The sequence below is a fragment of the Streptomyces sp. NBC_01381 genome, from assembly GCF_026340305.1.
Lineage (GTDB): Bacteria > Actinomycetota > Actinomycetes > Streptomycetales > Streptomycetaceae > Streptomyces.
On record NZ_JAPEPI010000001.1, the window covers coordinates 82999 to 99442 of the forward strand.

14 protein-coding genes are annotated in these 16444 nt (G+C 70.1%); 7 read left to right on the forward strand and 7 right to left on the reverse strand.

Features of this window, described 5'->3' with window-relative positions:
- The first annotated feature begins 35 nt into the window (after positions 1 to 35).
- The 4 genes from OG453_RS00450 (at position 36) to OG453_RS00465 (ending at position 4042) form a co-directional block, all read left to right on the forward strand.
- The gene (locus OG453_RS00450; protein ID WP_266863315.1) at positions 36 to 605 is read left to right on the forward strand and encodes a dihydrofolate reductase family protein; all 570 of its coding nucleotides are present in this window, start codon (positions 36 to 38) and stop codon (positions 603 to 605) included.
- Positions 606 to 662: 57 nt separating this feature from the next.
- A complete protein-coding gene (locus OG453_RS00455; protein WP_266863317.1) occupies positions 663 to 2246 on the forward strand; it encodes a hypothetical protein in 1584 nt (527 codons plus the stop codon).
- A 74-nt stretch (positions 2247 to 2320) separates the two neighbouring features.
- Positions 2321 to 3262 (forward strand): M28 family metallopeptidase, encoded by a 942-nt coding sequence (locus tag OG453_RS00460; protein WP_266863319.1) that lies wholly within the window; start codon positions 2321 to 2323, stop codon positions 3260 to 3262.
- 183 nt (positions 3263 to 3445) lie between these two features.
- The gene (locus tag OG453_RS00465; protein ID WP_266863321.1) at positions 3446 to 4042 is read left to right on the forward strand and encodes a flavodoxin family protein; all 597 of its coding nucleotides are present in this window, start codon (positions 3446 to 3448) and stop codon (positions 4040 to 4042) included.
- Between the two features lie 3 nt (positions 4043 to 4045).
- Here the strand turns inward: OG453_RS00465 and OG453_RS00470 are convergent, their stop codons facing one another.
- The 4 genes from OG453_RS00470 to OG453_RS00485 form a co-directional block, all read right to left on the reverse strand.
- Positions 4046 to 4960 carry an ABC transporter permease gene (locus OG453_RS00470; protein ID WP_266863323.1) on the reverse strand — a complete coding sequence of 305 codons (915 nt, stop codon included), beginning with the start codon at positions 4958 to 4960 and terminating at the stop codon, positions 4046 to 4048.
- The gene (locus tag OG453_RS00475) at positions 4947 to 5873 is read right to left on the reverse strand and encodes an ABC transporter ATP-binding protein (RefSeq protein ID WP_266863325.1); all 927 of its coding nucleotides are present in this window, start codon (positions 5871 to 5873) and stop codon (positions 4947 to 4949) included. Before OG453_RS00475 ends, OG453_RS00470 begins: the two co-directional genes overlap by 14 nt.
- Before the next feature lie 157 nt (positions 5874 to 6030).
- A complete protein-coding gene (locus tag OG453_RS00480) occupies positions 6031 to 7278 on the reverse strand; it encodes a DUF2092 domain-containing protein (RefSeq protein WP_266863327.1) in 1248 nt (415 codons plus the stop codon).
- Between the two features lie 250 nt (positions 7279 to 7528).
- Positions 7529 to 8494: a CHRD domain-containing protein gene (locus OG453_RS00485; protein ID WP_266863329.1), complete on the reverse strand. Its 966-nt coding sequence runs from the start codon at positions 8492 to 8494 to the stop codon at positions 7529 to 7531.
- A 169-nt stretch (positions 8495 to 8663) separates the two neighbouring features.
- Between OG453_RS00485 and OG453_RS00490 the strand changes: the two genes are divergently transcribed.
- A complete protein-coding gene (locus tag OG453_RS00490) occupies positions 8664 to 9203 on the forward strand; it encodes a hypothetical protein (RefSeq protein ID WP_266863331.1) in 540 nt (179 codons plus the stop codon).
- Between the two features lie 61 nt (positions 9204 to 9264).
- Here the strand turns inward: OG453_RS00490 and OG453_RS00495 are convergent, their stop codons facing one another.
- Entirely contained in the window at positions 9265 to 10275 is a 1011-nt protein-coding gene (locus OG453_RS00495) for a polyprenyl synthetase family protein (protein WP_266863333.1), read from the reverse strand.
- Positions 10276 to 10554: 279 nt separating this feature from the next.
- Here OG453_RS00495 and OG453_RS00500 point away from each other — a divergent pair, with 279 nt between their 5' ends.
- Together OG453_RS00500 and OG453_RS00505 are read left to right on the forward strand one after the other, a co-directional pair.
- Positions 10555 to 12069, forward strand: a complete 1515-nt coding sequence (locus tag OG453_RS00500) for a peptide MFS transporter (RefSeq protein ID WP_266863335.1) — start codon at positions 10555 to 10557, stop codon at positions 12067 to 12069.
- A 10-nt stretch (positions 12070 to 12079) separates the two neighbouring features.
- Positions 12080 to 14068, forward strand: a complete 1989-nt coding sequence (locus tag OG453_RS00505; RefSeq protein WP_266863337.1) for a CocE/NonD family hydrolase — start codon at positions 12080 to 12082, stop codon at positions 14066 to 14068.
- Between the two features lie 81 nt (positions 14069 to 14149).
- On the opposite strand, the gene OG453_RS00510 is transcribed toward OG453_RS00505, so the two are convergent.
- Both OG453_RS00510 and OG453_RS00515 read right to left on the reverse strand, forming a co-directional pair.
- Entirely contained in the window at positions 14150 to 14956 is an 807-nt protein-coding gene (locus OG453_RS00510; RefSeq protein WP_266863339.1) for an HAD family hydrolase, read from the reverse strand.
- A gap of 272 nt (positions 14957 to 15228) precedes the next feature.
- Entirely contained in the window at positions 15229 to 16431 is a 1203-nt protein-coding gene (locus OG453_RS00515; RefSeq protein WP_266863341.1) for an FAD-dependent oxidoreductase, read from the reverse strand.
- Positions 16432 to 16444: the final 13 nt, after the last annotated feature.

Below are 16444 nucleotides of genomic sequence, written 5' to 3' on the forward strand. Positions count from 1 at the left end.
CGCAGAACTCGCCGTCCTACCCAGGAGAACCCCACTTGCGAAAGCTCACGTACTACGTCGCCGTCACCCTCGACGGTTACATCGCGGGCCCCGACGGATCGTTCGACTTCTTCCCCTTCGAGGGCGAGGTCCGCGAGACGATCATGGCCGAGTACCCCGAGACCCTGCCCGTGGTCGCCCGCGGCCCGCTGGGTCTCAGCGACACCCCCAACAAGCGCTTCGACACGATCCTCATGGGGCGCAGCACCTACGAAGCCGGCCTGCCCATCGGCATGACGAGCCCCTATCCCCAGCTGAAGCAGTACGTCATATCGAGCACGCTGACCGAGACGCCCCCGGACGTGACGCTCGTCGCCGACGACCCGGTCGGGCTCGTGCGCGAGCTGAAGCAGGAGGACGGCCTGGACATCTGGCTGTGCGGCGGCGGCAAGCTGGCCGGTGCGCTCTTCGACGAGATCGACGAGCTGGTCCTCAAGCGCAATCCGTTCGTCATCGGCTCCGGCATCCCCCTCTTCGACAGCCCCTTCGCGGTGACCGGTTTCACCGTGTCGGCGAACCGGTCCTTCGATTCCGGCGTCAATATGACTACCTTCAAGCGGAAGTGACCGGACATGACCGAGAAGTGGGCCAAGTCCGGTAAGACCTGACAGGAGGTCAGGCGGATGGCCCGGCAGCTCGTCGTGACGGAGTACGACGCGGGCGCGCCCCTGCGCGCCCGCGTCCTCCCCCGCGACCAGCGCCCCCTCGTCGCCGCCTGCGCCGGATTCGCCCTGCTCTCGTTGGCCCTCGTCCCGCTCACGCTCACCCTCGGCTGGGACGAGATCGTCTACGCGAGCCGGTTCGGCCCGTACGCGCCCGCCACCCCGTTCAGCGCGCCCCGCGCCCGCGGCGTCCCGCTGCTCATCGCCCCCGTCGCCGCCTGGAGCGACTCGGTCGTGCTGCTCCGGGTCTGGCTGACGGCGCTCGCCACCGGAGCGCTCTATCTGGGGTTCCGGCCCTGGATCCGGGTGCTCGCCGTGCGGCCGGCCGCCGTCGGCGTCGCGGCGGGGCTCTACGGCACCCTCTGGTTCGCGCTGTTCTACGCGGGCGCGGCGATGCCGAACCACTACACCGCCATGGGCGCCGTCGCGGCGGTCGGGCTCTTTCTGCGGGCCGCGCCGACTCCTCTGACGTACGCGGGAATCGGCGCGGGTCTCGCCGTCGCCACCCTGATGCGGCCCAACGACGGTGCCGCCGTCGCCGCCCCGCTGCTCCTCGTCGCGCTCCTCGGTCTCATCGGGCCGCGCTCCTGGGCCCGCGTGCTCGCCGTGCTCGGCGGGGTCGTCGCCGGTGCGCTGCCGTGGGTGATCGAGGCGTACGTGCGGTTCGGCGGCGTACGCGAACGGCTCGTCGACGCCAGTGACGTACAGGGCGGGCTGCGGCCGCTCGCCGCGATCACCGCCCAGTTCACCGCCGTGGACGGGCCGTTGCTCTGCCGGCCGTGCGGCGCCGACCAGATCAGGGCCGTGGGCCTGGAGTGGTGGATCCTGCTGCCGGTGCTTGTGGCCTTCGGGCTCTGGGCCGCCGAGCGCTCCGCTGGGAGTGGCGCGAGGTGCCGTCCGTCATCTGCGGCGCCGTCTTGGCTGGTTGCGCCCACGCGGCAGAGCCGCACATGTCACAGCCCCGCGCCCCTTCAGGGCGCGAGAGCCACCCTCGGGGCGCTCTGGCTCGCCGTGGTCGTCGCGGTGTCCGCCGCCCTCCCCTATCTGCTCCTCGTCCCCTACGGAGCCCCCCGCTTCCTCCTCCCCAGCCACGCCCTCCTCGCGCTCCCCGCGGCCGTCGGCCTGCTCGCCCTCGTCGACCGGGCGAGGGCCTCACGTGCACTCGCGGCCGCCCTCGCCGTCGTCCTCGTCGGGCATCTCGCCGTCCAGCTCCCGCTCGCCCACGGCAACGGCCGCATCCAGGCCGGCGCCCGCGGCGACTGGGCCCGCGTCACCGCGGTCCTGCGCGAACAGGGGGTCCGCGCCCCGTGCGTGCTCCAGGGCAACACCTCGGTGATCCCTCTCGCGTACGTATCCGGATGCGTGGCCGATCCTCGGAGCGGCCCGGAGCGCCCCACCGCCCTTGTCCTGCGCAATGGGCAGACTCCGCCCTGGGCGCGCGACTGGCGGAGCCATCCCGTGCCGGACACCTACGCGCCCGGCTGGACGGTTCTGGTGCCGCCGCGGACCGCCATCCGGAACACTCCGACCGATATGCGCTCTTGACGCACGGTCAACCTCACCCCCACCATCAGGCACGCCAATCCCGTTCAGATTTCACGGAATTCGGAGCCCCCCACATGAAGTTCTCCGTTCCAGGACGCGCCGCGGCAGCCGCCGTCATAGCCGTCACCGGACTCCTCACCACCAGCGCGATATCGTCCGCGGCCCCCTCCCCCACGGCGGCCGCGCCCGACATCTCCGTCGCCAACGTCCAGGGCCATCTCTCCCAGCTGCAGTCCATCGCCGAGGCCAACGGCGGCAACCGCGCCCACGGCAGCGCGGGCTACAAGGCCTCCATCGACTACGTGAAGGGCAAGCTCGACGAGGCCGGATTCACCACCACCGTCCAGGAGTTCACCTCCAACGGCGAGACCGGCTACAACCTCATCGCCGACTGGCCGGGCGGCGACGCCGACCAGGTCGTGATGGCAGGGTCGCACCTCGACAGCGTCGGCTCGGGCCCCGGCATCAACGACAACGGCTCCGGTTCGGCGGCCGTACTGGAGACCGCGCTCACGGTGGCCAAGGAGCAGTACAAGCCCGCCAAGCACCTGCGGTTCGCCTGGTGGGGCGCCGAGGAGCTGGGCCTCGTCGGCTCCTCGCACTACGTCGACAAGCTGCCCGCCGACGAGCGCTCGAAGGTCAAGGACTACCTGAACTTCGACATGATCGGCTCGCCGAACCCCGGCTACTTCGTCTACGACGACGACCCCACCATCGAGAAGACCTTCAAGGACTTCTACGGCGGCCTGAACATCGCCACCGAGCCGGACGAGGAGGGCGACGGCCGCTCCGACCACGCGCCCTTCAAGGACGCGGGCATCCCCGTCGGCGGGCTCTTCAGCGGCGCGGACTACGAGAAGACGGCCGAGCAGGCGCAGAACTGGGGCGGGACGGCGGGTGAGCCGTTCGACAAGTGCTACCACTCGTCGTGCGACACGACGTCGAACATCGACGAGAAGGCGCTGGATCACAACAGTGATGCTGTTGCGCATGCCGTTTGGGGGCTCTCCGGGTAAGGGGGCTGCCGGCTTGTGACTTATCTGCGGGCCGTCCTCGGCTGGGCGCGCCCACGCGGCGGAGCCGCACATGTCACAGCCCCGCGCCCCTGACGGGGCGCAGCCCCCCGTAGACGCAATTACCTGCGCGTGCATATAGTGCACACGCAGGTATTCGCCGCGTCCTACATCAGGGGGACCCCCATGACCCGCAACTTTCTCTTCGTGCTCGGCAGTGCCCGCCCCGGCGGCAACTCCGAGACCCTGGCCCGCAAGGCCGCCGAGCAGCTTCCGTCCGGTGTCGGGCAGCGCTGGCTGAGCCTCGCCGAGCATCCGCTGCCCGACTTCGAGGACCTGCGCCACGACGGCGAACGCCCGCGCGCCCGCCCCCGCCCGGCCGGCGACAACGAGGCGCTGCTCCTGGACGCCACCCTCGACGCCACGGACATCGTCATCGTGTCGCCGCTGTACTGGTACTCCCTCTCGGCCACCACCAAGCGCTACCTCGACTACTGGGACGCCTGGCTCGAGGTCCCGGAGCTCGACTTCAAGGACACCCTGAAGGGCCGCACCCTGTGGGGCGTGACCGCCCTCGCGCACACCGAGGAGGAGGTGGCGGCCCCGCTGATCGGCACGCTGAACCACACCGCGGCGTTCTTCCCGATGCACTTCGGCGGCGTCCTGCTCGGCAACGGCTCACGGCCGGGCAACGTGCTCGACGACACCGAGGCCCTCTCGCGCGCCAAGACCTTCTTCGCCAAGGAGCCGCCGCTCGCCCGCTACCCGTACGACAAGGGCTGATGCTCAGGCAGTGATGTCCTTCGCGCCGAACCTCGCCCACGCCGCCGAGCCGAACACCGCCGCGTAGACCCCTTGCAGGCCGAGGTTCTTGACCAGCTCGTCCCAGTAGACCGGCTCGCGCAGCAGGTCCGCGAAGGACAGCCAGTAGTGCGAGAAGAAGTACGGCTGGATGGCGTGCAGTTGAGGGATCTGGTCGAGGATCTGGATCGTGATCAGCAGGCCGACGGTCGTCGCCATCGCCGCGATGCCGCTGCTGGTCAGCGTCGACACGAAGAGTCCGAGCGCCGCCACGCCGATCAGCGACGCGGCGACCGCGAGCGCGATGAGCAGGGCGCGCAGCATCCCCTCGCCGAAGCCGATCCGCGTACCGGAGATCGTGGTGACCTCACCGACCGGGAAGAGCAGGGCCCCGACGGCGAGCGCCGAGACCGCCACGACAAGGGTCGCGACCAGGCAGAACGTCAGTGTCGTCGCGTACTTCACGAGCAGCAGACGGGTGCGTCCCGCGGGCGCGACAAGGAGATAGCGCAGCGTACCCGCGCTGGACTCGCCCGCGATGGAGTCGCCCGCGACGACACCGATCGCCATGGGCAGGAAGAACGGCAGCGTCGCGGCGAGGGCGGTGAAGACCAGGAACAGACCGTTGTTGGTGACCTGCGCGATGAACGCGGGACCGCCGCCCTCACCGCCACCGCCGATCGTCGAGCCGTCGCTGGTCTCGATCTTGACGGCGACGCCGACGAGGATCGGGACTGCGGCGAGCACCCCGAGCAGCGCGAGCGTCCGCCAGCGGCGGAAGGTGATCCCCAGCTCGCTGCGGAAGAGGCCCAGACTCCAGAGCCGCCGGACCTCGCGTACGTCACTTGCCTCTTCTGCGGCTTGTACCTCTGGTACGTCGGCGACCTCAGCCCGCGACATCGAAGCCCTCCCCCGTCAGCGCCACGAACGCGTCCTCCAGCGAGGCCCGTTCGACACCGAAGCCCCGCACCCGTACCCCCGCCCCGACCAGGGCGGCATTCAGCTCGGCGAGCTCCGTGCCCGGTGGTTCGCCCGTCACCCGGTCCTCCGTCACGACGAGATCCGTCACGCCCAGCTCCTTCAGGACGCGCGCCGCGTCGCCCGTGTCCGGCGTCGTCACCACGAGCCGCCCGCGCGCGCCGGCGGCGAGTTCGGCCACCGGACCCTGGGTGATCAGCCGCCCCTGGGCCATCACGGCGGCATGCGTACAGACCTGCTCGATCTCGTCCAGGAGATGCGAGGAGAGGAAGACGGTCGTGCCCTCGGACGCCAACTCCCGGACCAGTGTCCGGATTTCGCGCATGCCCTGCGGGTCGAGACCGTTGGTCGGTTCGTCGAGCACGAGGAGCCTGCGCGGCTGGAGCAGGGCCGCCGCGAGGCCCAGGCGCTGCTTCATGCCCAGCGAGTACGCCTTCGCCTTCTTGCCCGCGGCTGCCGTGAGCCCCACCCGGTCCAGGGCCGATTCGGCGCGGGCGCGGCGGGTGCGGGGGTCCGCGGTCGGGTCGGCGGAGTCGTAGCGCAGGAGGTTGTCACGGCCGGAGAGGAAGCCGTAGAGGGCGGGGCCCTCGATGAGTGCGCCCACCTGGGGGAGGACCGTGCGGGTCGCTCGCGGCATCGCGCTGCCCAGGACCCGTGCGTGGCCGGAAGTCGGCTCGATCAGGCCCATCAGCATCCGGATGGTGGTCGTTTTGCCGGAGCCGTTGGGGCCGAGGAACCCGAAGACGCTGCCTGCGGGGACGGTGAGGCTCAGCTGGTCCACGGCCAGTTGCTTGCCGTAGCGCTTGGTGAGCGCGACGGTTTCGATAACGGGCATATGTCCTCCCTCACCGTTGCGGCGGACTCAGGGGTTCGTACCCTGAGTCCGCCGCAAGTACTTCATCTGCGAGTGCGTTGGGGCTGGTCGCGCCCCGCGGCGGAGCCGCAAATGTCACAGCCCCGCGCCCCTTCGGGGCGCTCCAGTTCGGGGCGGTCTAGTTGGCTGCGTTTGCCGCCTTCACCAGAGCGTCCTTGGTGACCGCGCCCGCGTAGACCTTGCCGTCATCGGTGATGAGGGCGTTGATCAGGCGGGTCTTGAAGACCGTGCCCTCGCCGAACTTGCCGGACACCTTGTCGCCGAGCGAGTCAAGGAGGCGCTGCGCGTCCGCCGGTACGTCGCCGGATTCGGCCGTCGGGAGGCCCTGGCCGCCCGGCAGTTCCAGCTCGGCGATGGAGTTCCAGCCCTTGCCGATGACGTTCAGACCGTTCAGGTCCTCCTCGCCCTTGAACTCCTTGGCGTCGCCCTTGAAACCGTGCTTCTGCTGCTCGGCCTTGGCGTCGTCGGCCTCGGTGACCTTCGCGCCCTTGGGCGGCGTGAAGTCGAAGGTCGATGCCGAAGGCTTGGCGAAGTCGACCTTCGTGAAGCCCGCGTCGACGACCGCGCTGCCGCCACCCGCCGGAGACAGCGTGAACTTCAGCGGCGTACCGGTCTTGGAGTCCACCGAGACGGTGATCTGACCGACCGTCGAGCCGGCCTGCTTGGGCTTGATGACCAGGCGGTAGGCGTCGCGGCCCGCGACCTGCGCGGTGCCGTCGACCTTCACCGACGTCGTGTCGTCGACCGCCTTCAGGGCCTCTTCGGCCAGTTCCTTGGGGGTGGACGGGACGTCCTTGGGAAGGTCCGTCTTGCCGGAGTCCTTACCGGATTCCCCGGCCTTGCCCGCCGACTTGGAGTGGTACACCTCGTTCGACTTGCTGTCGTAGGCCCATACGTCGTCGCCGTTGTGGATCAGGCTGTACTCGGCCGCGTCGTCCAGGACGGACAGCTTCTGCTTGTCGGGGCCGTCGGCGGCGACGCGCAGCGTGTGCGTGCCGGTTGCCAGCTCCATCAGCTTGGACTGCGGGTCGGCGGACGAGCCCTCGCCGTCCTCGCCTCCGCCGCCGCCCGGGGCGAAGCCGCCGGTCATGCCGCCGCCCAGGGACGGGAGTCCGAGGTCGGTGCTGATCTTCACCGTGCCGGAGAGCTGTTCCGTGTCCGACGCGGCGATCTTCTCGATGAGTTCCTGAGCGGTGACGTCGGGCAGTTTGGGGTCGCCCGACGTGGCGAGCGCCGGGACGAGCCCGATGGTCGCCGCCGCCACCCCCGCCACCGCGACCGGGACCGCGTAACGCGCCGCCTTGCGGCGGCCGGCGCGCGGCGCCTCGGCCTCATTGGTGTTCTGCTCCGGTTCGTACGGTGCCATTGTGTGCCCTACCTCCGTGGTCGGCGGCGGCCTTCCCTGTACGTGCCTGCGTCCACCCCGCGCCGCCATTCTCACCCGAATAGGTCAGGAGTGGTTGTTTCTTGCTGGACCTTGCTTGTCTCCATACGACCAAATCGGCCAGCCAGAAGCGTCAGACCCCGGGAGCAACTCCACGTACTGCTGTGGGATGACAGAAGGCGGTGGCGCCTCCCCCATCCCGTAGGGGAGACGCCACTTGGAGGGTCCGGGATCAGCGCTGCACGAACACGTAGTCCGCCTTGTACGGCACCTTCGCGATGGCGCCCTCGTCACAGCTGCCCGCCGGGGCGAGGCCGCCCACCGTGTTCAGGCGCAGGATCTCCGTCACGTGCGAGAGCCGTCCGTGCGGCTTGCCCGACTGGGTGGCCGCCAGGTCGAGTTCGGCGATGTTCTTGTCGCCGTTCGGCGTCCTGGAGATCAGCTTGCCGGTGACCGCGCTGCCGTCGGGGGCCACCCACTGCGGGGTGCCCGAGTTGGGCGCGGTGAAGCTGTGCGCGATGTTCCCCTGCAGCCGTGCGCTGACGTCGCGCTGGGCGAAGGCGAACTTGCCGGAGCCGTCGTCGGCCTTCTTGCACTCGTAGATCTGCTGACCCTCGATCACCGAGGCCTGGAAGTTGGACGAGGCGAACCGGAAGTCGAAGTCGGTGGTGACCGCGTGGAGCTGCCCACGGACCGCGCCGCCCGGGAACTCGGCGGTGTGCAGGTTGGCGTAGAAGCCGCCCGGGTTCTTCTTCAACTCCTCCAGCAGGGCGGCGTCCTTGACCTGGACCGTGCCGGTGACGCGGTGGCCCTTGCTCTGGTCGAGCAGTTTCGTGAAGTCGACCTTGACCCCGCCGTTGGCGCCCCTCTCGCCCTGGTGGATGTGGAGCGCGGTGGGCCTGTCCGTGCCGCGCCACTTGACCGTGACGGACACCTGGTCCCCCTTGACCTGGATGAACTCGAGCGCCGAGCCGTCCTTGTCACCGACCGCGGGCCCGCCCTGCACCGGTACCTCGTTCGCGCCGTTCAGGCTCGCCACGAAGATCGAACCGCTGGTGGTGCCGGTGTCGGCGGCAGCGGCGGGAAGCGTCGCCAACGCCACCCCCGCGGATGCGGCGACGGCGACGCCGGAGGCGAGCAGGGCCCGGCGGCGGTGCGCGAGAGCGCTGAACAGGCTCGAAGTGCTGAAAGTGCCCATGAGCAGAAATCTCCCCGTATGCGAGCTGACGCCCCCTGCGTCAGCTTCTGGGCATGGATACGAAGTGAATCTCAGTCTGGACTCAATCCAGCCCCGCCAAATAATGTGACCTGCATCACACAAGCATAGGATCAAGTGGGAGGGTACCCGGACCACAAAGGGGGTCGTCATGTTCACGACCCGGCACAGCAGAACCCGGCGCGTCAGCGGTTACGCCGCCGCGGCAGCCGCCGTCCTCGCGCTCACCGCGTCAGGCTGCGGCGACAGCGACAGCGGCGACGAGAACGGCGGGGGCGACACCAAGAACTCCGCGACGCTCACCGCCACCGAGGTCGACGAGGTCGGCACGGTCGTCACCAACAGCAAGGGGCACGTCCTGTACCGCTTCGACGAGGACACCGCGAAACCGTCGAAGTCCAACTGCAACGACAACTGCGAAAAGGTCTGGCCTGCCACACCCGCCCCCGGCACGGTGACCGTCAAGGGCGTCGACAAGGACCTGGTGGGCACGGTCACCCGCGACGACGGCACCAAGCAGCTCACCCTCGACGGCTGGCCGCTCTACACCTACGTCAAGGACGACGAGCCGCGTGAGGCGCAGGGCCAGGGCGTGGACGGCACTTGGTACGCCGTCACACCGACCGGCGCGAAGGCGCAGACCACCACGGACCAGCCTGAGGACGAGGACGGGGGCGGCTACGGCTACTGACGCCGAGCGCCACCCCTAGACCGGCTCCGGACCTCGGCCCGCCCGGTGCACCACGCGAACCTCAGCCCGCCCGGTGCACCACGAGATCGCAGAGCTCCACAAGGGACGTCTTCGCGTCGCAGTCCCGCAGCGGCGCGAGCGTGGCCCGTGCCTCCTCGGCGAACCGCACGGTGTCCTTGCGCGCCTGCTCAAGGGCCGGGTGCACCCGCAGCCGCGCAAGCGCCTCGGCGTGCCGGGCGTCGTCCGTCAGGTCGGAGTCGAGCAGCTCGCACAGGGCGATGTCCTCGGGCAGACCGAGCTTCTCCACCCGCTCGCGCAGCCGGAGCACCGGAAGCGTGGGAATGCCCTCGCGCAGGTCGGTGCCGGGGGTCTTGCCGGACTCGCGCGAGTCGGACGCGATGTCAAGGACGTCGTCGGCCAACTGGAACGCGACGCCCAGCCGCTCGCCGTACTGGGTCAGGACGTCCACGACGGTCTCGTCGGCGCCCGACATCATGGCGCCGAAACGACACGCCACGGCGACCAGCGAGCCGGTCTTGCCGCCGAGCACGTCCAGGTAGTGGTCGACCGGGTCGCGGCCCTCGGTCGGCCCCGCGGTCTCCAGGATCTGGCCGGTGACCAGGCGTTCGAAGGCCTCGGCCTGGATGCGCACGGCGTCCGGACCGAGGTCGGCCAGGATGTACGAGGCGCGGGCGAACAGGAAGTCGCCGGTCAGGACGGCCACCGAGTTGCCCCAGCGCTGGTTGGCGCTCTCGACGCCGCGGCGCACATCGGCCTCGTCCATCACGTCGTCGTGGTAGAGCGTCGCGAGGTGCGTCAACTCCACGACCACGGCGGAGGGCGCGACGCCCGGCGCGTAGGGATCGCCGAACTGCGCGGCGAGCATCACGAGCAGCGGCCTGAACCGCTTGCCGCCCGCGCGCACCAGATGCTGTGCCGCCTCCGTGATGAAGGGGACCCCACTTTTGGTGGCGTCGAGCAGACCTTCCTCGACGGCCGTCAATCCGGCCTGGACATCGGCTTCGAGAGCCTGGTCCCGCACGCTGAGGCCGAAGGGCCCGACGACGGTCACGAGGGGTTCTCCTGTCTGCTGACGATCACAAGTCGGTCACTCGGTCGATCATCACTCGGTCGATCTTCGCGTGATGACGGGGTCGATGACACGGTTTGTCGATGTGTCGCTGCCATCACTCAAGTCAGCGTATCCGGTCGCCTTTCGATCACAGTGGGCACCCGCCTGTGCAATGCCGCCCAGGCGGGGCACGATCACCGCCGGTATGTTCTTGATCAGCTGATACGACCCAGAAGACCGCAACGCCCCGTTAACGACCGAACCACCGGGAGCAGCTCCTTGTCCCGTACGCAGGCCGAAGCCGAACCGCCCCCGGATCCTTCCACGGAGCCGCCGCCGGGCGACGACCACGCCTTCTTCGGACAGCCGCGCGGACTGCTCACCCTCTCCGGACTCGAAGTCTGGGAGCGCTTCTCGTTCCTCGGCATGCAGGCCATCCTCGTCCTCTACTTCGCGGACTCCGTCGGACACGACGGCATGGGCATGGATTCCGGAACTGCCGCGTCCGTGTCGGCTGCGTACGGAACGCTCGTCTATCTCGTGTCGGTGGCGGGCGGCTGGCTCGCCGACCGCATCCTCGGCTCGTACCGCGCGGTCCTGTGGGGCGGCATCCTCATCGCCTGCGGGCACTACTCGATGGCGGTGCCGACGGCGACGATGACCTGGGTCGGGCTCGGTCTGATCAGCGCGGGCACCGGACTGCTCAAGCCGAACGTCGCCTCCATGGTCGGCAAGCTCTACAGCACCGACGACGACCGGCGCGACGCCGGCTTCGCGCTCTACTACATGGCGATCAACGTGGGCGCCTTCGCCGGACCGCTGATCACCGGCTGGCTCGGCGAGCACAGGGGCTGGCACTGGGGCTTCTCGGCGGCCGCGATCGGCATGACGTTCGGCCTCGTCCAGTACGTGTGGGGGCGGCGCCATCTCGCCGGGCGCAAGGCATCCGCCGAATTCGCGCTGCCCCGGGACGCGATGCGCCGGGCGGCGTTCCTGATCGTCGTGGGCCTCGTCGCGGTGGCCGCCGTGGGCGGTCTGCTCGCCGCCGCCGGCTGGCTCACCATGGACCGCTTCGTCGACCTGCTCACCCTGATCTCGGTGATCGCGCCGGCCGTCTACTTCGCGGTCATGTTGCGCAGCCCGCGCGTGACGGCCGAGGAACGCGGCCGTCTCAAGCCGTACATCGTGCTCTTCCTGGCGTCGGTCGTCTTCAACTTCATCCTGTTCCAGGCGTACTCGACGATGATCCTGCTCGCGTCGACGAACGCCGAGACCTCGATCCTCGGCTTCACCTTCCCCGCCAGCTGGTACGCCTCCGCGCTCGGCGCCTTCGAGGTCGCGCTCGCCCCGGTCGTCGCCGCGGTCTGGGCGAAGATGGGCCACGGCCAGCCGCACGCGTCCAACAAGATCGCGTTCGGCGTGATCCTGGGCGGCCTCTCGTTCCTCCTGATGGTCCTGCCGACCTCGGGGCACTCCGACGACACGTACAAGATGGCCGTCTGGTGGATCGTCGGCTCGTATCTGCTGCTCGGGCTCGGCGACATCCTCGTCGAGACCTCCGGCATGTCGGCCACGACGAAGCTCGCCCCGAAGGCCTTCGCCAGCCAGACGATGTCCCTCTGGTTCCTCTCGCTCGCCCTCGCCAACGGCATCCAGGCGCAGACCGTGAAGCTCTACGGAGAGGTCTCCAACCCGGCGTACTTCGGCGTGAACGGCGCCATCGCGGTGGCCGCCGGGGTCGCCGTCATCCTGCTCGCACCGTGGCTGCGCCGCACCATGCACCCCGTCCACTGAGGTTCCCGCCATGCAGATTCGCTCCTCCTTCCCGTACGAGACCACCCGCGAGGACGTCCAGGTACCCCTCCCGGACGGGACCAAGCTGTACGCGCGCATCTGGCGCCCGGTGACGGACGAACCCGTCCCCGCGCTCCTCGAATACCTCCCCTACCGGCTGAGCGACTGGACGGCACCGCGCGACTGGCAGCGCCACCCCTGGTACGCGGGCCACGGCTACGCCTCCGTGCGCGTGGACGTGCGGGGCCACGGCAACTCGGAGGGCATGCCGGGCGACGAGTACTCGGCGGTCGAGCTGGCCGACGGGGTCGCGGTCGTCAACTGGCTCGCCGCACAGCCCTGGTGCACGGGCAAGGTCGGCATGTTCGGCATCTCCTGGGGCGGCTTCAACTCCCTCCAGATCGCGGCTCTCGCGCCCGAGCCGCTCAAGGCGGTCGTCACGGTCTGCTCGACGGACGACCGTTATGACAACGACGTGCACTACATGGGTGGTTCCGTCCTCGCGGTGGACATGCACGCATGGGCGGCGACGATGCTGGCGTTCGTGTCGCGCCCGCCGGACCCGCTGTTCGCCGGCTCCGACTGGCGCGAGATGTGGCTGGCCCGCCTCGAAGCCGTGGATCCCTTCATCCACACCTGGCTCGACCACCAGACCCGCGACGACTACTGGCGGCACGGCAGCGTCTGCGAGGACTACTCGGCGATCGGCGCGGCGGTGCTCGCGGTGGGCGGCTTCCACGATCCCTACCGGGACACGGTGCTTCGCCTGGTCGAGCATCTGCCGGGCGAGGTACAGGGGTTGATCGGCCCGTGGTCGCACCAGTACCCGGACCGGGGGCTGCCGCCGGGCCCGGCGATCGGCTTCCTCCAGGAGACGCTGCGGTGGTGGGACCACCACCTGAAGGGCGTCGAGAACGACGTCATGTCCGAGCCGAAGCTCCGCTCCTGGATCAGTGATTCGCACCGGCCCGCGACGGTGTACGACGAGCTGCCGGGCGGCTGGGTCGGCGACCCCTCCTGGCCGTCCCCGAACGTCACCCCCGTGTCGTACGCCCTCCAGGGCAACCCCCTGATCGTGAACTCCCCGCAGCACACCGGCCTGGACGCGGGCCGCTTCTTCCCCTTCGGCAACGACGCCGACCTGCCGCCGGACCAGCGGGACGAGGACGCCAAGTCGGCGTGCTTCGAGTTCGAGGTGCCATCGGCGGTACGCATCCTTGGCCGGCCCCGGGTCACGCTGCGGCTCCGCATGGACGTGCCCTTCGGACAGGCGATCGCCCGGGTGTGCGACGTGGCCCCGGACGGCTCGTCGACCCTGGTCACGCGCGGCGTCCTGAACCTGTCCGCCCGCCACGGCCGCGACCGTGCGGACGCCTGGCCGCTGGGCGATGCCGAGGACGTGACGTTCGACCTGAACGCCATCGGGTACGCGTTCCCGCCGGGGCACCGGATCCGGCTCGCGGTGTCGTCGGCGTACTGGCCGTGGATCTGGCCGCAGGCGGACTCGGCGGGCTTCGTCCTCGACCCGGCGGGCAGCTCCCTGGAACTGCCGGTCAGGGAAGGGGAATTGGACCCCGGGATCACCTTCGCCGCGCCGGAGCAGTCCGAGCCGCTTGAGGTCGTCTACCCGGCGACGCTCGACGAGCAGCGCCCCGAGCGCCTGGTCGTACGCGATGTGGCGAAGGGCGAATGGCGCCTGGAGGTGGACCCGCGCTACGGCGGCACGCGGGTCTACCCGGACGGCCTCGAATTCACCGAGGACGCCCTGGAAACGTACACGATCAACGAGTCCGACCCCCTCTCCGCCCGCACCCGCTCCGACTGGACGATCCGCCTGCACCGCCCCGAACTGGCCTGGGACGTACGGGTGGAGTCACGCTCCGAGATCACCTGCGACGCGGCGGACTTCATCACGTCGAACGAGGTGGTGTGCAAGGACGGCGGAGAGGTGGTGTTCCACCGGACTTGGGAGAAGCGAATTCCGCGGACGGCGGGGTGAGTTGGTTCAGCAGCGCCCCCGAAGGGGCGCGGGGAACTGCGCGACCAGCCACGACGGACCCGCGGACAAATACCGGAGTGCTCAGCCGAGCAGCCGCTCAAGCACCGCAGCCACCCCGTCATCCTCGTTCGACGAAGTCACCTCATCGGCAGCCGACTTGAGATCGGGATGAGCGTTGGCCATGGCGACGCCACGAGCCGCCCACACGAACATCGGTACGTCATTGGGCATGTCGCCGAAGGCGATCGTGTCCGCGGAGCTCATCCCGAGCCGCTCGGCGGCGAGCGCGAGCCCGGTCGCCTTGGTCACCCCGCGCGGCTGCAGCTCGACCGTGCCGGGACCTGACATGGTGACGGTGGCGAGGGACCCGACGGCATCACGCGCCACGGCGGCCAACTCGTCGTCGGTCAGCTCGGGATGACGCAGCAGCACCTTGCTGATCGGCTCGGCCCAGAGCGCGTCACGCCGCCGCACCCGCACGGCCGGCAGCGTGGGGTGCGGCATCAGATACCCCGGCTCGATGAGAGTGAGCCCGTCCACGCCGTCCTGGTCGACGGCGGCATGGACCTGCCCCACCTCGGCCTCGATCTTGCCGAGCGCGGCCTCGGCGAGCTCCCGGTCCAGCGTCACCGACCACACCATCCGGTCGGACTCCGCGTCGTACAACTGCGCCCCCTGCCCGCAGACGGCGAGACCGCCTCTGTCCAGATCGTCGAGGAGCGGCTTCACGCGCGGCGCGGGCCGCCCGGTCACCACCAGGTGCCGTGCCCCGGCGGCGACCGTCGCCGCCAGTGCGGCCCGCGACCGGTCGGAGATGGTGTCGTCGCCGCGCAGCAGCGTTCCGTCCAGGTCAGTGGCGATAAGTGAATATGCGAGGGGAGCGGACATGATCCAGAGAATACGGATCCGCGGCGATGCCGAAAGCAACGTCACAGGAGCTGTGACGGGCGCAGTGCGCCGGTCGCACTACCGGCGCTCCGGGGATTCACCGAGACGTGTCGTTCCGAACGGCTCGGGGGCGCACGCCGGGGTGGAGTGACGGGTGCCCGGACGGGTGCCGGATCCACCCGATTCCCCTTCGCCTTGGCCCTAGTTGGCCGCCGCCACAGACCTCTCGTTCCCCCTCGCCCACCGCCCCTTCGTCCTCCCTCGCCCGCCCCTCAGCCGTGCGCCGCCGCGAGATGCCGGGCAAGGCGCGGCGAGGCGAACTCCGTCCCGCACACGAACCTCATCACCGGTCCGTACGAGGCCGCCGCCGGCAGCCCCGTGAAGTACAGGCCGGGCACCGACGAGACGTACCCCGCACCGAGCTTCGGCGTCCCCCGGCTCACCGCCAGGCGGGCGCGGAGCGCGTGGCCGAGGAAGTCCATCGCGGCGATGTCGACCCGGTAGCCCGTCGCCGCCATCACGTGGTCGGCGGAGAGCTCGCGGGTGCGGCCGCCCAGGGTCTCGACCCGCAGCACCGGGCTGCCGTCACGGACGTCCGCCGATACGACGCGGCGGACCTCGCGCGTCTCGACCTTGCCCTCGAAGCGGTCGCGCAGCCACCAGGCGCCAAGGGGGCCCAGGATGCGGCGGACCAGGAAGTGACGGGCCTGCGGGGGCAGATAGCGGTAGGGGTGCGGGTAGTAGCTGACCGCGTAGAGCGACCAGGCGCGGCCGAACGGCGACTCGGGGCGCAGCCTCGGCTGCTCCCAGGGGGGCGCCCCGAAGCCCACCGACCCCTTGCCGCGCGCCACCACCCGTACGTTCGCGCCCGCTTCGGCGGCGAGCGCGGCCGTCTCCAGGGCGGACTGGCCCGCGCCGACCACGATCAGGTCGCGGCCGGAGAACCGTGACAGGTCGTGGTGCTGCGAGCTGTGCGAGACGGGCCCTGTGGGGGTCGGTCCGTCCGGTACGGCCGCCGCAAGCTCGGGCGGCAGCTGCGCGAGGCCGGAGAGCCCGGTCGCGACGACGACCGCGCGGGCCGTGAACTGCTCGCCGGAGTCCAGCTTCAGCTCGAAGCCCGCCGTGCCCCTGCGGTCGACCGACACCACCCGCACCTGTTCGAGTTCGGGCACGAGCTTCTGCTTGAACCACTCCCCGTAGTCGACGAAGGTCTCCACGGGGATGATGTCCTCGTCGGTGACCAGGCGCGGTATCCCCGCCGCGTCGCAGTAGTCGACGAGGTTGTGGCCGCGCTGCGGCGCGTCGATGTTCGACGCCGCGGGCGTCGACTTCAGGAGCATCCCCGCGGGCATATGGGCGCGCCAACTGACCATGGGCTCGCCGAAGATCCGCACCGGGATGCCGCGGGCCCGTAGATGGGCCGCGGTGGACAGGCCGAACGGGCCCGCCCCGATGATTGCTACTGGCTGGATCACGAAGTCCCTCCCC